The sequence below is a fragment of the Anoxybacillus ayderensis genome, from assembly GCF_013761015.1.
Taxonomy (GTDB): domain Bacteria; phylum Bacillota; class Bacilli; order Bacillales; family Anoxybacillaceae; genus Anoxybacillus; species Anoxybacillus ayderensis.
The window spans coordinates 78,863-98,900 of sequence record NZ_JACDUV010000004.1; the positions used below are offsets into that span (position 1 = coordinate 78,863).

The following is a 20,038-nucleotide window of genomic DNA, read 5'->3' on the forward strand; positions in this document are numbered from 1 at the left end:
TGGTATAATGAAGTTTGTTACATAAGATGAAAATAGCAAAACGGAATTTGTGTCATATACTGCTATATAGATCAACGATAGTTGGTGGAGGTTTTTTTATGACTACTTACCATTTTGTCGGCATTAAAGGAACTGGAATGAGCGCACTTGCTCAAGTGTTACATGATATGAAATGTGCTGTGCAAGGTTCAGATTACGATAAGCGGTTTTTTACGCAAGAAGCTTTAGAAGAACGAGGAATTCCTATCTTCCCATTTAGTGCTGAAAATATTCAAAAAGATATGGTTGTGATTGCAGGGAACGCATTTCCAGATACTCATGAAGAAATTGTAGCCGCTCGCGAACTCGGTGTACCCGTCATTCGTTACCATCAATTTTTAGGTGAATTTTTACAAAAATTCACTAGTATCGCTGTGACTGGCGCCCATGGAAAGACGTCAACGACCGGATTGCTCGCTCATGTGATGCAAGGAGCGCAACCGACGTCATATTTGATTGGGGATGGTTCGGGAAAGGGAAGAGAAGGAAGTAAGTATTTTGTATTTGAAGCGTGCGAGTATCGTCGCCATTTTCTAGCCTATTCTCCTGATTATGCGATTATGACAAATATTGATTTCGATCATCCAGATTATTTTGCAAATATTGAAGATGTGTTTTCAGCATTTCAACAAATGGCATGGCAAGTGAAAAAAGGAATTATCGCCTGTGGGGATGATGAATATTTACAAAAAATCCAAGCGAAAGTTCCTGTTGTTTTTTATGGATTTGGTGAAGATAACGATTTCCAAGCACGAAATATTGTAAAAACATCGGAAGGTACATCGTTTGATGTGTTTGTGCGCCACACGTTTTTCGCTTCTTTTCATATTCCGCGATATGGCGATCATAACGTGCTTAATGCGCTCGCTGTCATTGCGCTTTGCCATTATGAAGGAATTGATGTAAGCATTATTCAAGAACGATTAAAAACGTTTCCTGGGGTGAAACGTCGCTTTCATGAGAAGCCGTTCGGTTCGCAAGTGCTTATTGATGATTATGCTCATCATCCGACAGAAATACGGGCAACGATTGAGGCGGCAAGACAAAAGTATCCAGAGCGTCAAATTGTTGCGATTTTTCAACCGCACACATATACACGAACGCAAACATTTTTACAACAGTTTGCGGAAAGTTTATCGCTTGCTGATGCGGTATATTTGTGCGATATTTTTGGGTCGGCGCGCGAACATCAAGGGAAATTGTCGATCGAAGATTTACGTGAAAAAATTGATGGAGCAAAGCTTTTGCATGAGGAACAAGTTGATGTGTTAAAACAGCATGATCACGCTGTCCTTATTTTTATGGGAGCAGGCGATATTCAAAAGTTTCAAGAGAAATACGAACAATCGGTTCACGTATAAGCAAAAAGCAACTATGATGCGCTCATAGTTGCCTTTTTCATTTGTTCATATGTGACGTTCCAATGTGAAGTATGCCACTCTACCCCTTGTTCCGTCACCCATAGCACTTGAGGGGATTCGTGCTTTACTTGGAACGCTTCTGCGATATGTTGTGACAAAGGGCGAGCATGTTGCACATGCAAGTAATAGGCGCGAATGTGTGGAAAATCGTTTGTAAAGCGCTCAAACTCTCCCCATGCCCGATGGCTAATTGGACATGTAAGGCTATGTTTCATAAATAAAAACGGGCGATGTGACAAGCAAATTTGCTCAAATTGCTCAATTGTTTCAACTTTCTCCATGTGCATCAGTTCCTTTATTCAAACGTTTTTCGGCATCATGAACCGCCTGTTCGGTTTCTTTTAATAACTGTTCCACATCTGATGAAGGGAGCGGAATCGGGATAGATGAAACGGAATGCGGTTTCTCTTGTTCGTTTTTTGTCGGTTCCTCTTTTTCTTCGCTTTTCCCCCATTTGTTTATATTGCTCTCTTTCAACTCATTCAATAGCTGTTTCCCTTGTTCTGTTGATTCAGTCAATAACTGCTTTCCACGTTCGCTTGACAAGAATAGTGCTACTGCTGCACCCGCAATTCCCCCAACGATTGCCCCAAGTAGAAAAGAACCGTTTTTCGCCATATGAATGCCTCCTTATTTTCGTTTCTCTTTCCATTTTGTCCATATTTCAATAAGTGTTTGTCCCCACTGAATCGCCTGCGCAATTTTTTTTTCGTTTGTTGTTAACGTTTTAGAAATCGAGTCGCTAAATGTTTGAACGGTAACCCCTACTTGTTTTACCGCATCGAATACGCTTTGCAAGCTTTCTGCTTTTTTATGCACGTCATCTGCAAGAGCATTCGTCTTATGTAGTAATTGTGCCGTTTCTTTCCCGATTTCATGCATTTGTTTTTCAACTTCTTCCACAGTTTTCGCGACATGTTGTAACGTCGTTTGAAGTGTTTTTAATGTTTGGACGACATAAATGACTAAAATAAGAAAAGCGATCGCAATGAGTGCAATGCTACTATACAAAATGATGTCCATTGTAAAAACTCCTTTCTGTCTACCCTGTAATCTATTCGACAAAAAGAGAAAAAATCCTGCAAAAAACTCCAAATTTTTTGTGGATCGGTTACAATATACATGTACATACGATGGAATGGAGGAATACAAAATGAAAGATCCGCGCATTGAAAAGTTGGCGAAAAACTTAATTCATTACTCGCTTCGTCTGCAAAAAGGAGAAAAAGTATTAATCGAAAACTTCGGTTTGCAACGGGAGCTCGTCATTGCACTTGTGCGTGAAGCGTATGCTGTAGGAGCGTATCCGTTTGTTTCATTAAAAGATCATCAAGTTGATCGTGCGCTTCTACTTGGTGCGCAAGAAGAGCAGTTTAACATGATGGCTGAATTTGAAGCAAATGTCATGAAAGAAATGGATGCTTACATCGGATTACGTGCTGGGGATAACATTAACGAGTTTGCGGATGTGCCAGCTGACAAAATGAAAATTCACGGAAAAACGATTATGCAAAAAGTGCATCGGGACATTCGTGTACCGAAAACGAAATGGGTCGTGCTCCGCTATCCGAATCCGTCTATGGCGCAGCTCGCGAAAATGAGCACAGAGGCGTTTGAAGATTTTTATTTTAACGTATGTAACTTAGACTACGGTAAAATGGATAAAGCGATGGATGCGCTTGTTGAGCTGATGGATAAAACGGATCAAGTGCGCATTACAGGGCCAGGCACAGATTTAACGTTCTCCATTAAAGATATTCCTGCAGTAAAATGTTCAGGGCAAATGAATATTCCAGACGGAGAAGTGTATACGGCTCCTGTTCGCGACTCGGTCAATGGTACTATTTCGTTTAATACGCCTTCACCTTATCAAGGATTTACGTTTGAAAATGTCAAATTAACATTTAAAGATGGAAAAATTGTTGAAGCAACAGCAAACGATACAGAACGGATTAATCAAATTTTTGATACAGACGAAGGTGCGCGTTACATTGGTGAATTTGCGATCGGAGTCAACCCGTACATTCAACATCCGATGCAAGACATTTTATTTGATGAAAAAATCGACGGTAGCTTCCATTTCACACCGGGTCAATGTTACGATGAAGCGTACAATGGCAACCATTCGAACATCCATTGGGATATGGTTATGATCCAACGTCCAGAATATGGTGGCGGTGAAATATATTTTGATGGTGTACTTATTCGTAAAGATGGACGTTTTGTCCTTCCAGAGTTACAACCATTAAACCCAGAAAACTTAAAATAAAAGAAAAAAGCAACTATGGACTGCTCATAGTTGCTTTTTCTTCTGCCAAACAATTTCAAGTTGATCACCTGGGGCAAGCGTCTCGTAAAATGTTGTTGGTTTTCCGTTTTTTAGTAATGTAAATGTTGTTGACGCTCCTTGAGGAATATCAACTTGGACGTATTGAAATATATCTTGAAAAATAAACGGCTCGATTTTTCTCTCGCTAAATTGAAGCTCATCTCCATGTTGAACGAGATCGTCCTCATGAAGCTGTTCACCGTTACGATAAAACGCACCAATTTGTTTTGTTAATGTTAATGTTTCACCGTTAAATATAACTGGAAGCGAGTAATGAAGTTTCAGCTGTCTTGCTTCAGCTATTTGGGCAACTGTTCGTTCATTTTGTTGATGAATGACGATGTGATCGCCGTCTTCAAACGGTGCGTATCGTGGGCATTCCATTCCGTTTCGATATATCGTTGCGCACCATTCAGAAAATTTTATTTTTTTTCCATTTAACGTGATCGTAAATGGCTCAAGCTGTTGAAGAAGATCGTCATTTTTTGTTGCTTGCAAAAGTTGTTCCATCGTTTCTGGCATATGGACAACAATGTCGTCACGATCACATAAAACAGCATCGAGGGAAGCGGGTTCTCCATTTCGCAACACAAGCGGTTCAATCGTATATTGTTGTCCATTGATCGTCACTTGTTTTGTCGGCAATGATTCAAGCAAATCACGAAGTTGAACGGTTGCTTGCTTCCCATCTTTCCCTTTTTCAACAACGATACGGTCACTGTTTTTAATAGGTGTATCGAATGTTGCCGTCTCACCATTTTTCATAATGATTGGCGGCTCTCCATGTGTTCCTGGAATAGTAATTGTATTTCCGTTTAACGTAACGACGCAAGCTAATCCGGGTTTGCCGTATAGTTTATGTAATTGAATCCCTGCAGCTAATAGCGCATCACCGATCGTTAGTTGCTTCATATCAAATAAACGAATCGATTGTCCGTTTACCTCTACCGTTACGTATTGAATCGGTGTTTGCTTTGCAGCAATTGCAATGCCAATAGGGGTGACGAGCTCTGGACGATGTTTCATTTCTTCCCGATCGATGTGCAACTTTTGAATGGCATCAATGCCACGAATAGCGACGCGATTTTCAGGAAGATGGAGCTTTTGAGCGAGCCGCTTTGGCAGTTCTGGCGTCAAGCTTCCCCCTCCAACAAGCATCACTGCTTTCGGCGATTGATGATTATTTAATCGTAAAATTTCTTTGCTGATCGCATCAGCAAGTCGATCAATCGCCCCGGAAATAGTTGCAATCATTTGTTCGCGAGGCACTTCTGTTTCAAAACCGAGAATGTCTGTAATTGTTACCGTTTCTTTTGTATGTAAGTCACGTTTCGCCTGTTCAGCAAGGGGGAAATCGAGTAAATATGCATCAGAAATCGCTTCTGTAATTTCATCCCCCGCCATCGGTACCATTCCGTAAGCAATGACTGTCCCGCCATCTGTAATTGCAATATCGGACGTCCCTGCACCAATATCTACAAGCGCAACATTTAATCGCCGCATCGTCGGAGGGATGAGTACATTGAGTGCAGCGATCGGTTCGAGTGTTAGCGCCTCCATTTCTAAGTGGGCGCGTTGCAGTGCTGCAAGAAGCGACTCGACGACAAGTTTCGGTAAAAATGTGGCGATGACTTCAACGCTCGCTTCATCTCCTTGTTGATCAATTAAGCTACCGATTTCTTCGCCATCAATTTCATAGCGCGTCACCGAATAACCGACGCAGTAATAATGATGACTTTTTTCATTCGATGATTTTTCCGCTAACGTCATTTGTGCTTGTTGAACGGCGGCGAGTTCTAAATACATCACATCTTCATGAGTTAAAAGCGGCTTACCTTTGATTGAAATCGTCGTTTTTCCTTTTTCTGTTTTTAATGAACGACCTGCTGCTGCGACGCATACACGTGTAAGAGGCCCATGACGTTCCTCTAACGTTTTTTTTATATCGATAATGACTTTTGAAACAGCAAGCACGTCATGAATTTGCCCGTCAAGCATTGCCCGTTCTTCGTGTTCTTTGATGACAATGTCTTCAACTTGATATTGTCCGTCTGTTTCCTTTAAAATAATGCCAACTACTGAACGAGTGCCAATATCTAATGCAAAAATCAAGCTTCCCACCTTCTTTTTTGAAAATTAAAAAATTCTTTATTACTTAAACGCGTTTTATAAATAAAGGGGTGACAACTTTATCCACTTCGTTTATAATAATCTCTAATTATATAGAAATGTACCACATTTTTTAGCTTATATAAAGAAAGGATGAGATGAATGAGTAACGAACGATTAGATGAGCTGAGAGCAAAGGTTGATGAGTTAAACTTACAGCTGTTAAAGTTAATTAATGAACGTGGACGTCTTGTTCAAGAAATTGGGAAAATTAAAGATGCGCAAGGGACGTATTTTTATGATCCTGTTCGTGAAAGAAAAATGTTGGATTTAATTTTAGAACATAACGATGGCCCGTTTGATACGGCGACGTTAAAACATATTTTTAAAGAAATTTTTAAAGCAGGCCTTGATTTACAAGAAGACGATCATAAAAAAGCATTGCTCGTATCAAGAAAGAAAAAGCCGGAAAATACAATTGTCGATGTGAAAGGGGAAAAAATCGGCGATGGCAATCAATATTTTGTCATGGGACCATGCGCCGTTGAAAGCTATGAACAAGTGGCGGAAGTCGCACAAGCAATCAAGCGTCACGGTTTAAAATTGTTGCGAGGGGGAGCGTATAAACCGCGCACATCACCGTACGACTTCCAGGGACTTGGAGTAGAGGGGTTAAAGATTTTAAAACGTGTAGCAGATGAATTCGATTTAGCGGTTATTAGTGAAATTGTGACGCCTGCAGATATTGAAACAGCGCTCGATTATATTGACGTCATTCAAATCGGGGCGCGCAATATGCAAAACTTTGAGTTGCTGAAAGCGGCTGGGCAAGTGAACAAACCGGTGTTGCTAAAGCGCGGGTTAGCTGCAACGATTGAAGAGTTTATTCATGCCGCAGAATACATTATGTCGCAAGGAAATGGACAAATCATTTTGTGTGAACGTGGCATTCGCACATATGAAAAAGCGACGCGCAACACGCTTGACATTTCTGCAGTGCCGATTTTGAAAAAGGAAACGCATTTACCTGTCTTTGTTGATGTGACACATTCGACAGGGCGTCGAGATTTACTTTTACCTTGTGCGAAAGCAGCGCTTGCGATTGGAGCGGATGGCGTCATGGCTGAAGTGCATCCTGATCCTGCTGTGGCGTTATCTGATTCCGCACAACAGATGGATATTGACCAATTCAATGAGTTTATGGAAGAATTAAAATCATTTCAAAAACAATTTGTAAAAGCATAACGTGAAGAAGCTGGTGAGGTGCTCACCAGCTTTTCTTATGAATTTATTTGTGAAAACGTTGCACTTAGGTAATCATTTATCGTATGATATTTTTACATAAAATTGCGATGTACGACAGTTTTCGATATATAGAGCGCTGAAAAGGAGTGTGTATGTGATGAATGTAACAATTTATGATGTAGCAAGAGAAGCAAACGTGTCGATGGCGACCGTTTCACGTGTAGTAAATGGAAACCCAAACGTCAAGCCTTCTACACGCAAAAAAGTATTAGAAGTCATTGAGCGACTCGGATATCGTCCGAATGCGGTGGCGCGCGGATTGGCAAGTAAAAAGACGACGACGGTCGGAGTCATTATTCCAGATATATCAAGCATTTTCTTTGCGGAAATGGCTCGCGGCATCGAAGATATTGCAACAATGTATAAGTATAACATTATTTTAAGCAATTCAGATCAAAATAAAGAAAAAGAGCTGCATTTATTAAATACAATGCTTGCGAAACAAGTCGATGGCATTTTATTTATGGGTGGCGATGTCACGGAAGAGCATGTCGAGCAGTTTAAAAAGTCAGATGTACCGATTGTATTAGCTGCAACCATTGAAAAAAACAATATTATTCCGTCCGTCAATATTGACTATGAGCAAGCTGCATATGATGCAGTACATATGTTAATCGAAAAAGGACATAAACGGATTGCTTATGTGACAGGACCGTTAAATGATCCAATTAACGGACTGAAAAAATTAGCTGGTTATCGTCGCGCTTTAGAAGAAGCGAATATTGCTTATGATGATGAACTTGTTGTTGAAGGCGACTACACGTATGATTCAGGAATGGAAGCGTATGAAAAACTAGCCGAACTTGCCCAGCGACCAACAGCGGTTTTTGTTGGGACAGATGAAATGGCGCTCGGTGTCATTCATGGAGCACAAGACCGTGGTGTGCGCATTCCGGATGAATTAGAAGTAGTCGGTTTTGATAACACTCGTTTAGCGACAATGGTTCGCCCGAAGCTGACGACAGTCGTACAACCAATGTACGATATCGGTGCGGTGGCGATGCGTTTATTAACAAAATATATGAACAAAGAACATGTGGACAATCACATTGTTGTATTACCACATCGAATTGAATATCGCGATTCGACAAAATCATAAAGAGGCAGAAGCCTCTTTATGATTTTTTTTTATAAATTTAATCGTTGTTTATTGCTTCGAATTGGTTGAAGTGCTTTCATGACAGTTTGGGCATTTTTTTCTGTAATTTCTGCCTTTCTCGGAATGGGTGGATATAAGTCGTCCGGGTCATCCCACTCGAGCGGTAAAGAAACAGGGGCGTATTGTTGCCAGCGAGCAATCCATTCTTTCGGTAAAGGTCCAGAAATATCGGATTGTTCTGTCATTTCAAGCCATAATAGCGCCCATGCACGCGGAACAACGCGCCAAATGTCGTATCCTCCGCCACCGACTGCAATCCAACGACCGTTGCAATATTGATGAGCAATTTGGTGTGCGAGTTTTGGAATTTCACGATAAATGCGCATCGTCGCACATAAATGAGTTAACGGATCGTAATAGTGAGCATCCACACCGTTTTGGGTTAAAATGACGTCAGGCCGAAAGAAGTCGGCAATTTCTATGAGTGCATCTTTATATGCTGATAGCCAAGACTCATCTTCTGTAAATGCGTCGACAGGAATGTTAAATGAGTAGCCATATCCTTTCCCCTGTCCTCGTTCATTCACATTTCCTGTACCAGGGAATAAGTAACGTCCTGTTTCGTGAATGGAAAATGTACAAACATTTGGGTCGTCATAAAACGTCCATTGTACCCCATCACCATGATGGGCATCTGTGTCGACGTATAAGACGCGGACACCGTATTTTTCTTGCATATATTTAATGGCGACAGAACTGTCATTATAAATGCAAAATCCGGATGCTTTGCCGCGGAATCCATGATGAAGCCCTCCGCCTAAACTGAGCGCATGCTCAGCTTTTCCAGAAAGTACGTAATCAACGGCTGTTAATGTTCCTCCAACAAGAAGGGCGCTTGCTTCATGCATGTTTGGAAAAATAGGTGTATCTTCCGTTCCTAAGCCATAATTGATTGCAATTTCTTCTGAAAGCAGTCCTTTCCCCGCTTTTTTTACTGCTTCAATGTAATCCATATCGTGAACAAGAGCTAGTTCTTCATCTGTGGCAAGACGCGGTGCTACAATTTGTGAATCATGGAGCGCACCGACCGTTTGTAATAAGTCATACGTTAGTTTGACGCGCAATTGGTTGAACGGATGGCGATCATGGAATTTATACGTTTGAAACGCATCGGAATAAATGAATACGCTATTTTTGCTCATGATGAAACCCCCGGCAAGTTTGGCCACAATACGTCGTATCCTTGCGCTTTTAAATCTTCAATAATCGCCATCGGGTTCATTGTTTGAATACGAAACACGAGCACTTTATACTTTTCATCTTGATCAGGATATACGAGAACACTTGAAATATTAATGTTTCTTTTTTGAAACATGGAAGCGACTTCACTTAACATCCCCGTTCGGTTCGGCACTTTAATTTCAATTTGCGAACCGGGCTGATGAGCCCCTGTTAATTGTACGAGCGTATATAACAAATCGCTCTCTGTAATAATGCCGACAAGTTTATTTTCTTTGACGATTGGCATGCAGCTGATGCGATGTTCGTAAAATAAAGCCGCCACTTCTTCGACAAAATCAAGCGGGTGACCTGTAATGACGTTTGTTTTCATAATGGTGCTTAACGGCTTTTGTAAATCTTCTAGATGCTCATTGGCATGGAAAATCGATGGACTTGCATCGCGTAAATCGCGATCGGTGACGATTCCAATGACATGATATTCATCATCAACAATTGGTAAGTGACGAATGTTTTTTTGCTTCACAATGTTTAGCGCATCGGCAATTGTATTTGACGGCTTTAATGCGATGACATCCGTTTTCATCATTTGTTCGACAATCATTTCCCCATCCCCTTTGTTTTTAATACATAAAGCGGTTCATAAAGCGAAGTTGATCAAACTTTTGAATTGATTGTTGATCGACGCGCTTCCCAATACGCGCCATTAAGCAGTTAGCCGGATGCGAACAAATTTCAGGGTCGTCCGTTGCATACCAGACAAGTCCGCCCGCGTTCATCATTTTCTCCATTACTTTTCGATATTCCCATACGTTCAAACCAGTTCGTTTTAAATCCCAATGCCAATAGTATTCGGTCGTAATAATGATGTAATCTTCCATCGCATCGTCCATCATAGCCACTTTCAATAAATTTTTCCCGACACCACACCCTCGAAAGTCTGGAATGACTTCGATTGCCCCGAGCTCAATTAAATTTTCCATCTTCCCTTGTGACCATCTTTCAAGGGGGTCAGGATATAAAAAGGTGACGTAGCCAACGATCGTGTGACCGTGGCGGGCAATAATAATTCGCCCTTCAGGAAGGCCTGCAATTTCAATGAGCGCTTGATGTTGTTGGTGCGGTTGCCGAAACGCTGTTAAATCATGATGAAATTCATAGCTAGCCAACTTTTCTGGGGAAATCGGCCCTTCAATAATTAACGTTCCTTTCGGTGTTTTTAATTGTTTTGCGTTATATGTTTTTTTATGCTCCATTGCCCCACCGCCTACTGAAATAATCTCACTTCAATTATACATAAAAAAATAAAAATTAAATCGTTTTCATAATAAACATTAATGAAAATTTTTTAAAAATTGAGAAATTGTTTATGGTATAATATAATACGAATGTAAACACTTTCAAACAAGGGGGAGTTTGGGATGATTAAGGTGGAAACGCTACCAGTCATTCAAGGGGATTTCAACTTGAAAAACTACGAAGAAACGTATAAAACGTTTGACTGGTCTGAAGCAGAAAAGCATTTTTCATGGTATGAAACAGGAAAAGTAAACATGGCGTATGAAGCGATTGATCGTCATGTAGAAACGTTTCGAAAAAACAAAGTGGCTCTCTATTATCGTGATGCGACAAGAGAAGAAAAGTACACATTTAAAGAAATGAAGGAGTTTTCAAACAAAGTAGCCAACGTGTTAAAAGAAGTGGCCGATGTAGAAAAAGGTGATCGCGTCTTCATTTTTATGCCTCGTTCGCCTGAACTGTACTTTTCTGTGCTTGGAGCGATTAAGCTTGGCGCAATCGTCGGACCTCTTTTTGAAGCGTTTATGGAAGGGGCAGTACGTGACCGTTTAGAAGATAGCGAGGCGAAAGTCATTATTACGACACCTGAGCTTTTACCACGTGTACCTGTAGATGAATTACCAGCATTAAAATACGTATTTTTAGTTGGAGATGACATTAAAGAAGAAGGTCCGTTTTTTGACTTGAAAAAACGGATGAACGCAGCAAGCAAACATTTTCATATTGAATGGGTCGGACGCGAGGATGGACTCATTTTACATTATACATCTGGTTCAACAGGAAAACCAAAAGGCGTACTGCATGTGCATAACGCGATGATTCAACATTATCAAACGGCAAAATGGGTATTAGATTTAAAAGAAGATGATGTGTATTGGTGCACGGCTGATCCAGGCTGGGTGACAGGAACATCGTACGGCATTTTCGGTCCATGGCTTTGTGGGGCTTCAAACGTCATTGTAGGTGGCCGCTTTAATCCTGAAGCGTGGTATAAAACGATCGAAGATTATGGCGTGACGGTATGGTATAGTGCACCGACAGCTTTCCGCATGTTGATGGGGGCTGGCGATGAATTAGTGAAAAAGTTTAATTTAAGCTCACTTCGCCATATTTTAAGCGTTGGGGAACCTTTAAACCCAGAAGTTGTCCGTTGGGGAATGAAAGTGTTCAATCGCCGTATTCATGATACATGGTGGATGACAGAAACAGGGGCACAACTCATTTGTAACTATCCGTGTATGGAAATTAAACCGGGATCGATGGGGAAACCAATTCCGGGAGTAAAAGCTGCAATCGTTGACGATCAAGGAAATGAGTTACCGCCATATCGCATGGGCAATTTAGCGATTAAAAAAGGTTGGCCTTCGATGATGCGCGCGATTTGGAACAATCCACAAAAATATGAGTCGTACTTCTTACCGGGTGATTGGTATGTATCTGGCGATTCAGCATATATGGATGAAGATGGATATTTCTGGTTCCAAGGACGAATTGATGATGTCATCATGACAGCGGGAGAACGCGTTGGTCCGTTCGAAGTGGAAAGCAAACTCGTTGAACATCCTGCAGTTGCAGAGGCAGGTGTCATCGGAAAGCCAGATCCGGTGCGCGGTGAAATTATTAAAGCGTTTGTTGCTCTTCGCGAAGGGTACGAGCCATCAGAAGAATTAAAAGAAGATATTCGTAACTTTGTGAAAAAAGGTTTAGCTGCGCATGCCGCACCACGTGAAATCGAGTTTCGTGATAAGTTACCAAAAACGAGAAGTGGAAAAATTATGCGCCGCGTTTTGAAAGCTTGGGAACTAAACTTACCGACAGGCGATTTATCAACAATGGAAGACTAAAAAAATCGGGCATGGCCCGATTTTTTTAGTTTGTTGATGGCTGTTCTTCTGCTGGTTGCTCATTTGTTGGTTGTTCAGGTTGTATAGCAGGCAACATGCGAATGATATTAGATGGATTCGATTCCAATCCAGCAATATCAACAGCCGTCACGTAATATATTCCTTGTTTTAACGGTATGTTTTTTTGTTCGCCTTTACGTATTGTTGCGATAACTTGAAACGTAGCTGTTTCGGATGCCGCATAATATACTCGATAACCAATGACGTCCTGTTCATGATGTTCGTTCCAAACGAGTGCCGTTCCTTTTTGTTGTGCAGCTAGTGGATCCGGTTTTTTCCCGTTTTCTTGAAGCGTTTTTGCCACAAATACATGTTTCCATTTATCGTTTTGCGGGAGTAATTTGCTCAAATCTTTTATATGCTGAATGCCCCACTGTTCAAGTAACGAAGCGTCAATCATTACGCCTTCTTTTGTAAATTCTTTCGGTGTTGTCGGTAAAGAGGTATATCTCTCTCCATTTAATTCAACGAAAGCTCCGCTAATCAAATACGTATCTTCTGTTTTCGGCACAAATGCCGTATTGAATAGATCGCTTTCGATCAGTCCGAATCGTTTACATGTTTCTGATGGGAGCAATCCAGAAATTGCACAATATGAGCGTTGAACAATTCCTCCGGGCATATGGAATCGTTCTTTCGGAGCGATGAGTTCTGGGCGAATATCGTATGCCCCATTCATCAGTTGCGCCCATAGCAATAAGTTTCTTTGGGAATATGATAGCCCTTTATAGCTTTTCTCAAGCGGTTTTGGTGTATCGTATCCCATCCAAGTGCCGAACGTGACATTCGGATTTGTCGCGACAAACCAAGCGTCCTTTGTGTTTTGACTCGTCCCTGTTTTGCCCGCCCAATCTGCTGAAAATTTTAACTTGCCATTTAAAAAAGCAGCTGTACCTGAGCGAATGACGTCGCGCATCATATCGATTGTTAAATATGCTGTTTGAGGTGAAAACACTTCGACTGGTTTTGGCTCGTGTTCATATACAACGTTCCCGTTTTTATCAACAATTTTTTCAATTAAATACGCGTCGATGAATTTCCCACCATTTGCAAACGTTGCGTATGCATTGACGTTTTCTTCAATCGTTACCCCTTTTGTTAGCCCACCGAGCGCAAGAGATAAATTATATCCGTCTCCCGTCGTTAAGCCTGTGAAGCCCATTTTTTCTAAATATGAAATGGGTCGTTGATCGATGATGCGAGCATACGTGCGAATGGCAGGAATGTTATACGATTTTTTTAGCGCGTGACGAACAGATGTTAAGCCGTGTGTTTTACCATCCGCATTTTTGGGGCGATATGGACCTTGTTGCGTTGGAATTTCTAAATCAATATCTGGAATGACAGATCCCGGTTGAATAATGCCCATTTCCATCGCTGGTGCATAAACGAGAAGCGGCTTCATCGTTGAACCGTTCGAACGGTATGCTTGAGTTGCGTGATTCAGTTGTTCCCGTTTATAATCTCGTCCACCGACAAAGCTAATGATGCGTCCGGTTTTGTTTTCGATCAAAATCGCCCCGACTTCTACCGGCTGACGGACGGAAATGATTTGTCCCGTTTTTTCGTCTCTTTTTCGAACAACTGTATCGCTTCCGAAGTACGGATATTTTTCAACAATCGCTTTCATTCGTTCATATATGTCTTTATCGATCGTTGTGTAAATCGTATAGCCGTTTTGACGTAATTGCTTTTCTGCTTTTTCCGCATATTCTTTATATAACTGGTCGTTCGAGCGCACATCTTGCCGATCGTATCCATCTTTTTTTGCTAGTAAATCAATAAAAATATCTTTCGCACGACGTTCGATTTCAAACGTCAGCCATGGATATTTTTCCACTGGGGATGGCAAGGAAGAAACAAAATCTTTCGTAACGTCGTATGCTAGTGCGTCTTTATATTGCTCTTCTGAAATGTATCCAGCTTTTTTCATGCGCGTTAATACCGTTTTCATCCGATTTAGCGCGGGAGATAAATCACTTTTTAACTCGCCTTCGCTAGTGAACGGTGTATAGCGAAACGGACTTTGTGGTAGCCCTGCTAAAAAAGCTGCTTGCGGCAACGTTAATTGTTTTGCATCGATGCCGAAAACACCCTTTGCGGCGGCTTGGACGCCGGCAATATTTCGCCCAGATGCGTTTCTCCCGAAAGGTACAACGTTAATGTACGCTTCTAAAATTTCATCTTTAGAAAAAAACTTCTCAAGCCGTAAAGCGAGCAACACTTCTTTTGCTTTTCGCTCAAATGACACTTCACTTGTTAAAATTTGATTTTTTACAAGCTGCTGTGTTAATGTACTCCCTCCGCTACGCGTCGAGGAGTTTGTCGCTTCTTGGAAGATGGCACGTATAATGGCTTTTGGTACAACCCCTTTATGTTCATAAAAATGTTCATCTTCTGTAGCGATGACCGCTTGAATGAAGTAAGGGGAAACTTGTGAAAGTTTGACTTCATCGCGTTCTAAATCTGAACGGAAATAGCCAAGATATTCACGATTGGCAAAATAAATATGGGTTGTTTCTTCATAGTTATAAATATCTTTTTTCATTTCTTTGTAAGGAATCGGCTTAGCATCTTTCACAAGCGAGGCGAAATATCCCGCACCGACACCGAAGGCAAAACTGAACGCGCATAAACATGCGATCAATATAATTAAACATACATTCCAAATGACTTCGTATGTAATCGTGAAATGGCGCCATAGTTTTTGCCATGAAAATCGGACTTGTTTTTCTGACATAGTGACCTCCCATCCGAATTGTATTTTCATCATTATATCATAATTTGTCTTTCCGTATCGGAAAATGTCTAAATTTGTTTGAAGATCTTGACAACGGTTGATGTTTTATGATAAAAGAGGGTATATTGACAGGTGAATAATCGAGCGATGAGCGGAACGAGTAGTGCTTATCTCCCTGCTGACAGAGAGCTAGTGGTTGGTGCGAACTAGCGTACAGGTAAGCATGAATTACCTCCGTGAGCATCTTTTGCGAACAGCTTGTGCGAAAGTAGCAAAAGACGGTATAAGCCGTTATATCAATGAAGCGAGAGGACATATATGTTCTCTAAGTAGGGTGGTACCGCGATGAAACTCGTCCCTTCATATGAAGGACGGGTTTTTTTGTTTCCATAACAAACGGAAAGGGTGGTTCAAATGGATTTGCTTCAAGATTTACAATTTCGCGGTTTAATTAATCAAATGACAGATGAGGATGGACTCAAAGCATTGCTAGCAGAAGAAAGCGTAAAAGTATATTGCGGTTTTGACCCAACGGCGGATAGTTTGCATATCGGTCATTTGCTTCCGATTTTAATGTTACGTCGCTTCCAGCAAGCTGGTCACCAGCCGATTGCGCTCGTCGGTGGGGCAACAGGATTGATTGGAGATCCGAGTGGAAAAAAAGCAGAGCGAAAATTAAATGAAAAAGAGACGGTCGCTCATTACAGTGAGCGGATTAAACAACAGTTGAGCCGCTTTTTAGATTTTGACAATGAAAACAATCCAGCGATTATTGCCAATAACTACGAGTGGATCGGTTCGCTTGATGTCATTACATTTTTGCGTGATGTCGGGAAAAACTTTGGAATTAACTACATGCTTGCGAAAGAATCTGTACAGTCGCGATTAGAAACAGGAATTTCTTTTACAGAGTTTAGTTATATGATTTTGCAGGCATACGACTTTTTGAAACTGTATGAAATGTATCACTGCAAGTTGCAAGTTGGTGGAAGTGACCAGTGGGGGAACATTACAGCTGGGCTAGAACTAATCCGAAAAACAGAAGAAGATGCAAAAGTGTTTGGATTAACTGTTCCGCTCGTAACAAAAGCAGACGGAACGAAGTTTGGTAAAACAGAAGGTGGAGCGGTATGGCTTGATGCTGACAAAACGTCCCCATATGAGTTTTACCAATTTTGGATTAATACAGATGACCGTGATGTTGTAAAATATTTGAAATACTTTACGTTTTTATCGCACGAAGAAATTATGGAATTAGAAAAACAAACAGCTGAAGCGCCGGAAAAACGGGCAGCACAAAAAGCATTAGCTGCGGAGATGACGCGTCTCGTTCATGGGGAAGAAGCGTTGCAACAGGCGATGAACATTTCTGAAGCACTCTTTAGCGGAGAAGTAGAAAAATTAACAGCAAATGAGATTGAACAAGGTTTTAAAGATGTACCATCGTATGTATGTCATGAAAAGGAAGTGGCGCTTGTTGATTTGCTCGTAGCGAGTGGCATTTGTCCATCGAAACGTCAAGCGCGCGAGGACGTAGCGAATGGAGCGATTTACGTGAACGGTGAGCGCATGCAAGACGTAAATAAAATCATGACAGAAGAAAATCGCATCGAAGGACGCTTTACGATTATTCGCCGCGGCAAGAAAAAATATTATTTAATCCGTTATGCATAAAAAATCCTCTCTGCTTCGGCAGAGAGGATTTTTTATTAACGTGAGTAGAACTCGACGATTAATGCTTCGTTAATTTCTGCAGGCAATTCAGAGCGTTCAGGTAAACGAGTGTAAGTACCTTCTAATTTGTCCGCATCAAGCGTTAAGTAATCAGGTACGAAGTTGTTTACTTCAAGCGCTTCTTTAATAATTTGAAGGTTGCGAGATTTTTCGCGAACAGAAATTGTTTGACCTGGTTTTACACGATAAGATGGAATGTTCACGCGGCTGCCATCAACTAAAATATGACCGTGGTTAACTAATTGGCGAGCTTGACGGCGAGTGCGCGCAAAACCTAAACGGTAAACAAGGTTGTCTAAACGAGATTCAAGCAAGATCATGAAGTTTTCACCATGTTTACCAGCCATTTTACCAGCTTCTTCGAACGTTTTACGGAATTGGCGTTCGTTTACACCGTACATATGGCGGAGTTTTTGCTTCTCTTGAAGCTGCATACCATATTCAGATAATTTTTTGCGTTGTCCTGGACCATGTTGACCTGGTGGGTAAGGACGTTTTTGTAATTCTTTACCTGTACCGCTCAATGAAATACCAAGGCGGCGAGAAATTTTCCATGTTGGACCTGTATAACGAGCCATAAATGCTCCTCCTTTGTTTTTATTTTTGGTAAAATAAAAACAGTCGTGCCTCACCATTTATCGCCATTTTGTTTTCATGTATCCTCGCCCTAGCAGCTGAGAGTTACACGATACAACCTCCAATTAGAGAATGACGCTCTCTATGGGGAACAAAATGGACATACAAATGTGAGCACAAAGGCTGCAATATTTTACACAAAGGCTATTATAGTTTTTTTTCGTGTCTAAGTCAACAATTTTTGTATAGTCTTTATAATAAGGAGTATGGTATGATATAATCGGTAGGTCCTCAGTTTTAGAAATATGACATAAACTCTCATTTTTTTATTTATATGGTTCATACATATAATAGAGAGGAAGTATGTGCGGGTGAGTGAAAAAAATGAACATTCAAGAACGCGATCAATACGCCATATTTAAACAAAAGTTTTTCGACTGGTTTTTAACAGAAGAAGATTTTACGAATTTACCTCGCATTATCCAAGCGCTGATCACCTTATTGCAAAAAGAGTTTCACTTATTAGATGTCACGTTTTACGTGCTTAACCCGTTTAAACACGCTTTTGAACCTGAAGTAACGACAAATCACATCATTGAACAGCAACGAGAAAAATATATGATTCCATTTGATGATCAGCTAAAACGACAGTTTGATGATGTTGTCGTCATCGATGATGAAAGCGAAATCAAAACCGTTCAGTTTGGGATACATTTTTCAGAAGATTCACTCGGTCTTATTCGTTTTCAGCTTCATGTGCGAGATATGATACCGAGGTCGTTAATTAAACAAATGAGACAAGACTTTTTAAAAGTGTTTGCTCGCATTCGCAAAGTGTCTGAAGTATTAAGTGAGGAAAAAAGATATGAACAATTGCATCGAGCGGCAACAAAAATTCATGCATCTATGAATATTGGGGATGTACTTGAAGAAATTGTAAAAACGTTAAAAGAAGTGTATCCGACGTTTACGTTTCATTTGTTTTTATCTTATGACAGCACAACAGACCGAGATTTGCCGATTAAATTACTTACATTTGAAAATGAAGATGAGCACATGGGGGCAATGCAGGCGTATGTTACTGGACAAATTCAGCTTCACGATTCGCTCGTTCATAAAAAGTCTGTAATTTATGCTCCGATTAAAGGAGCCCAAGGCATTTACGGGGTAATCGAAATGATTGCTCCGACAATTATGGAGCTGCCAGAACGAGAAATGCGCTTTATTTCCTTATTAGCAAATACGGCTGGCAGCGCATTAGAGAATGCAAAATTATACGAACAATCAAAACGATTAATTGCTGATTTACAACTCATTAACGAGACGATTCACCACTTAAATACGAACTTACGCTTCCAAGACGCCTTGCAGTTTATGATTGAAAAAATTAAAACGTCATTTGATGCGGAAGAAGTCGGTTTTATTATTTTGCAAGAAAAAGAGCGTAAAGTACTTCCTGGAAGTACGGCATTTTTCCAATCACGCGAAGCAAAGGCATATGTAGATTTCGTTTTCCATCGCATTCAACATCCGCGGGATAATTTATTTTTAGGTGATGTAAAAATTCATAACGATCATGCGAAACGTTTTCGTTCGCTTATGGCCGTACCGATGATGCGCGGAATGATGAAAGGTGTAGCGATCGTGCTACATCAAGAGGCGTACCATTTTTCTTTTGATATGTTTAAATTGTTACAGTCACTTATTCATCATTCCACGTTGGCGTTTACAAACGCAGCATTGCGTGAAGAGCTTGAACGAATGGTCATTACAGATCGGCTAACAAATTTATATGCACGTCATTATTTAGATGAACGTATTCAACGTTCGATGGAAGAGGATGGATTAGGTACATTTATTTTAATAGATATTGATAATTTCAAAAAAATAAACGATACGTATGGGCATCAAGTAGGGGATGAAATTATTATTCAAGTAGCAAATATTATTAAAGCAAACATTCGCCAAAATGACATCGGAGCTCGATGGGGAGGAGAAGAACTCGCCATTTATTTACCGAAAGTGTCCATTAATGCAGGTTTATCGATTGCGAACCGCTTAGTACAAAAAGTTCGTGAGTTAACAAACCCACCGGTGACGATTTCTTGTGGGGTATCGTACTGGAAGAAAAATCGTGCGGACTCTGTGAAAGAGCTATTTAATCGTGCCGATGAAGCGTTATATACAGCGAAACGGACAGGAAAAAACCGCGTCGTTGTTCAAGAATATTAAAAAGAGGCCAAA

Annotated in this window: 16 protein-coding genes and 1 other annotated feature; of the genes, 7 read left to right on the top strand and 9 right to left on the bottom strand. The window is 40.7% G+C overall.

The window, feature by feature from the left end; all coding sequences use genetic code 11:
- The first annotated feature begins 98 nt into the window (after positions 1–98).
- A complete protein-coding gene (murC, locus tag HNR63_RS07085; protein WP_021095600.1) occupies positions 99–1,400 on the top strand; it encodes a UDP-N-acetylmuramate--L-alanine ligase in 1,302 nt (433 codons plus the stop codon).
- An 11-nt stretch (positions 1,401–1,411) separates the two neighbouring features.
- Here murC and ytxJ read toward each other — a convergent pair whose 3' ends face one another.
- The 3 genes from ytxJ to HNR63_RS07100 are packed head-to-tail and all read right to left on the bottom strand — an operon-like array spanning position 1,412 to position 2,483.
- Positions 1,412–1,741 (bottom strand): bacillithiol system redox-active protein YtxJ, encoded by a 330-nt coding sequence (gene ytxJ, locus HNR63_RS07090; protein WP_181520278.1) that lies wholly within the window; start codon positions 1,739–1,741, stop codon positions 1,412–1,414.
- Entirely contained in the window at positions 1,728–2,078 is a 351-nt protein-coding gene (locus HNR63_RS07095) for a YtxH domain-containing protein (protein WP_181520279.1), read from the bottom strand. Before HNR63_RS07095 ends, ytxJ begins: the two co-directional genes overlap by 14 nt.
- Before the next feature lie 12 nt (positions 2,079–2,090).
- The gene (locus tag HNR63_RS07100; protein WP_085788846.1) at positions 2,091–2,483 is read right to left on the bottom strand and encodes a DUF948 domain-containing protein; all 393 of its coding nucleotides are present in this window, start codon (positions 2,481–2,483) and stop codon (positions 2,091–2,093) included.
- Between the two features lie 130 nt (positions 2,484–2,613).
- Between HNR63_RS07100 and HNR63_RS07105 the strand changes: the two genes are divergently transcribed.
- Positions 2,614–3,729, top strand: a complete 1,116-nt coding sequence (locus HNR63_RS07105; RefSeq protein WP_181520280.1) for an aminopeptidase — start codon at positions 2,614–2,616, stop codon at positions 3,727–3,729.
- A 24-nt stretch (positions 3,730–3,753) separates the two neighbouring features.
- Here HNR63_RS07105 and HNR63_RS07110 read toward each other — a convergent pair whose 3' ends face one another.
- Complete coding sequence (locus HNR63_RS07110) at positions 3,754–5,910, bottom strand: pilus assembly protein PilM (protein WP_181520281.1); 2,157 nt, start codon at positions 5,908–5,910, stop codon at positions 3,754–3,756.
- A 150-nt stretch (positions 5,911–6,060) separates the two neighbouring features.
- Between HNR63_RS07110 and HNR63_RS07115 the strand changes: the two genes are divergently transcribed.
- Both HNR63_RS07115 and ccpA read left to right on the top strand, forming a co-directional pair.
- A complete protein-coding gene (locus HNR63_RS07115; RefSeq protein ID WP_021095606.1) occupies positions 6,061–7,143 on the top strand; it encodes a bifunctional 3-deoxy-7-phosphoheptulonate synthase/chorismate mutase in 1,083 nt (360 codons plus the stop codon).
- Positions 7,144–7,300: 157 nt separating this feature from the next.
- Positions 7,301–8,302 (top strand): catabolite control protein A, encoded by a 1,002-nt coding sequence (gene ccpA / locus HNR63_RS07120; protein ID WP_021095607.1) that lies wholly within the window; start codon positions 7,301–7,303, stop codon positions 8,300–8,302.
- A 29-nt stretch (positions 8,303–8,331) separates the two neighbouring features.
- On the opposite strand, the gene HNR63_RS07125 is transcribed toward ccpA, so the two are convergent.
- From HNR63_RS07125 to HNR63_RS07135, 3 genes are read right to left on the bottom strand one after another with little or no spacing between them, the layout of a single operon-like run.
- A complete protein-coding gene (locus HNR63_RS07125; protein WP_181520282.1) occupies positions 8,332–9,504 on the bottom strand; it encodes an acetoin utilization protein AcuC in 1,173 nt (390 codons plus the stop codon).
- On the bottom strand, positions 9,501–10,145 hold the full coding sequence (locus tag HNR63_RS07130; RefSeq protein ID WP_085788850.1) for an acetoin utilization AcuB family protein: 645 nt from the start codon (positions 10,143–10,145) through the stop codon (positions 9,501–9,503). Before HNR63_RS07130 ends, HNR63_RS07125 begins: the two co-directional genes overlap by 4 nt.
- A 19-nt stretch (positions 10,146–10,164) precedes the next feature.
- Positions 10,165–10,797, bottom strand: coding sequence for a GNAT family N-acetyltransferase (locus tag HNR63_RS07135; RefSeq protein WP_003398366.1), 633 nt, complete (start codon positions 10,795–10,797; stop codon positions 10,165–10,167).
- 168 nt (positions 10,798–10,965) lie between these two features.
- On the opposite strand from HNR63_RS07135, the gene acsA reads away from it, so the two are divergent.
- Positions 10,966–12,684 (top strand): acetate--CoA ligase, encoded by a 1,719-nt coding sequence (gene acsA / locus HNR63_RS07140; protein WP_181520402.1) that lies wholly within the window; start codon positions 10,966–10,968, stop codon positions 12,682–12,684.
- A 25-nt stretch (positions 12,685–12,709) separates the two neighbouring features.
- Here the strand turns inward: acsA and HNR63_RS07145 are convergent, their stop codons facing one another.
- The gene (locus HNR63_RS07145; RefSeq protein ID WP_181520283.1) at positions 12,710–15,484 is read right to left on the bottom strand and encodes a transglycosylase domain-containing protein; all 2,775 of its coding nucleotides are present in this window, start codon (positions 15,482–15,484) and stop codon (positions 12,710–12,712) included.
- Between the two features lie 138 nt (positions 15,485–15,622).
- Positions 15,623–15,847, top strand: a binding site (T-box leader).
- Between the two features lie 51 nt (positions 15,848–15,898).
- Between HNR63_RS07145 and tyrS the strand changes: the two genes are divergently transcribed.
- On the top strand, positions 15,899–17,158 hold the full coding sequence (gene tyrS / locus HNR63_RS07150; protein WP_181520284.1) for a tyrosine--tRNA ligase: 1,260 nt from the start codon (positions 15,899–15,901) through the stop codon (positions 17,156–17,158).
- Positions 17,159–17,193: 35 nt separating this feature from the next.
- On the opposite strand, the gene rpsD is transcribed toward tyrS, so the two are convergent.
- The gene (gene rpsD / locus HNR63_RS07155) at positions 17,194–17,796 is read right to left on the bottom strand and encodes a 30S ribosomal protein S4 (protein WP_021095613.1); all 603 of its coding nucleotides are present in this window, start codon (positions 17,794–17,796) and stop codon (positions 17,194–17,196) included.
- Between the two features lie 382 nt (positions 17,797–18,178).
- Between rpsD and HNR63_RS07160 the strand changes: the two genes are divergently transcribed.
- Positions 18,179–20,026 (top strand): sensor domain-containing diguanylate cyclase, encoded by a 1,848-nt coding sequence (locus tag HNR63_RS07160; RefSeq protein WP_220127437.1) that lies wholly within the window; start codon positions 18,179–18,181, stop codon positions 20,024–20,026.
- The last annotated feature ends 12 nt before the right edge of the window (positions 20,027–20,038 follow it).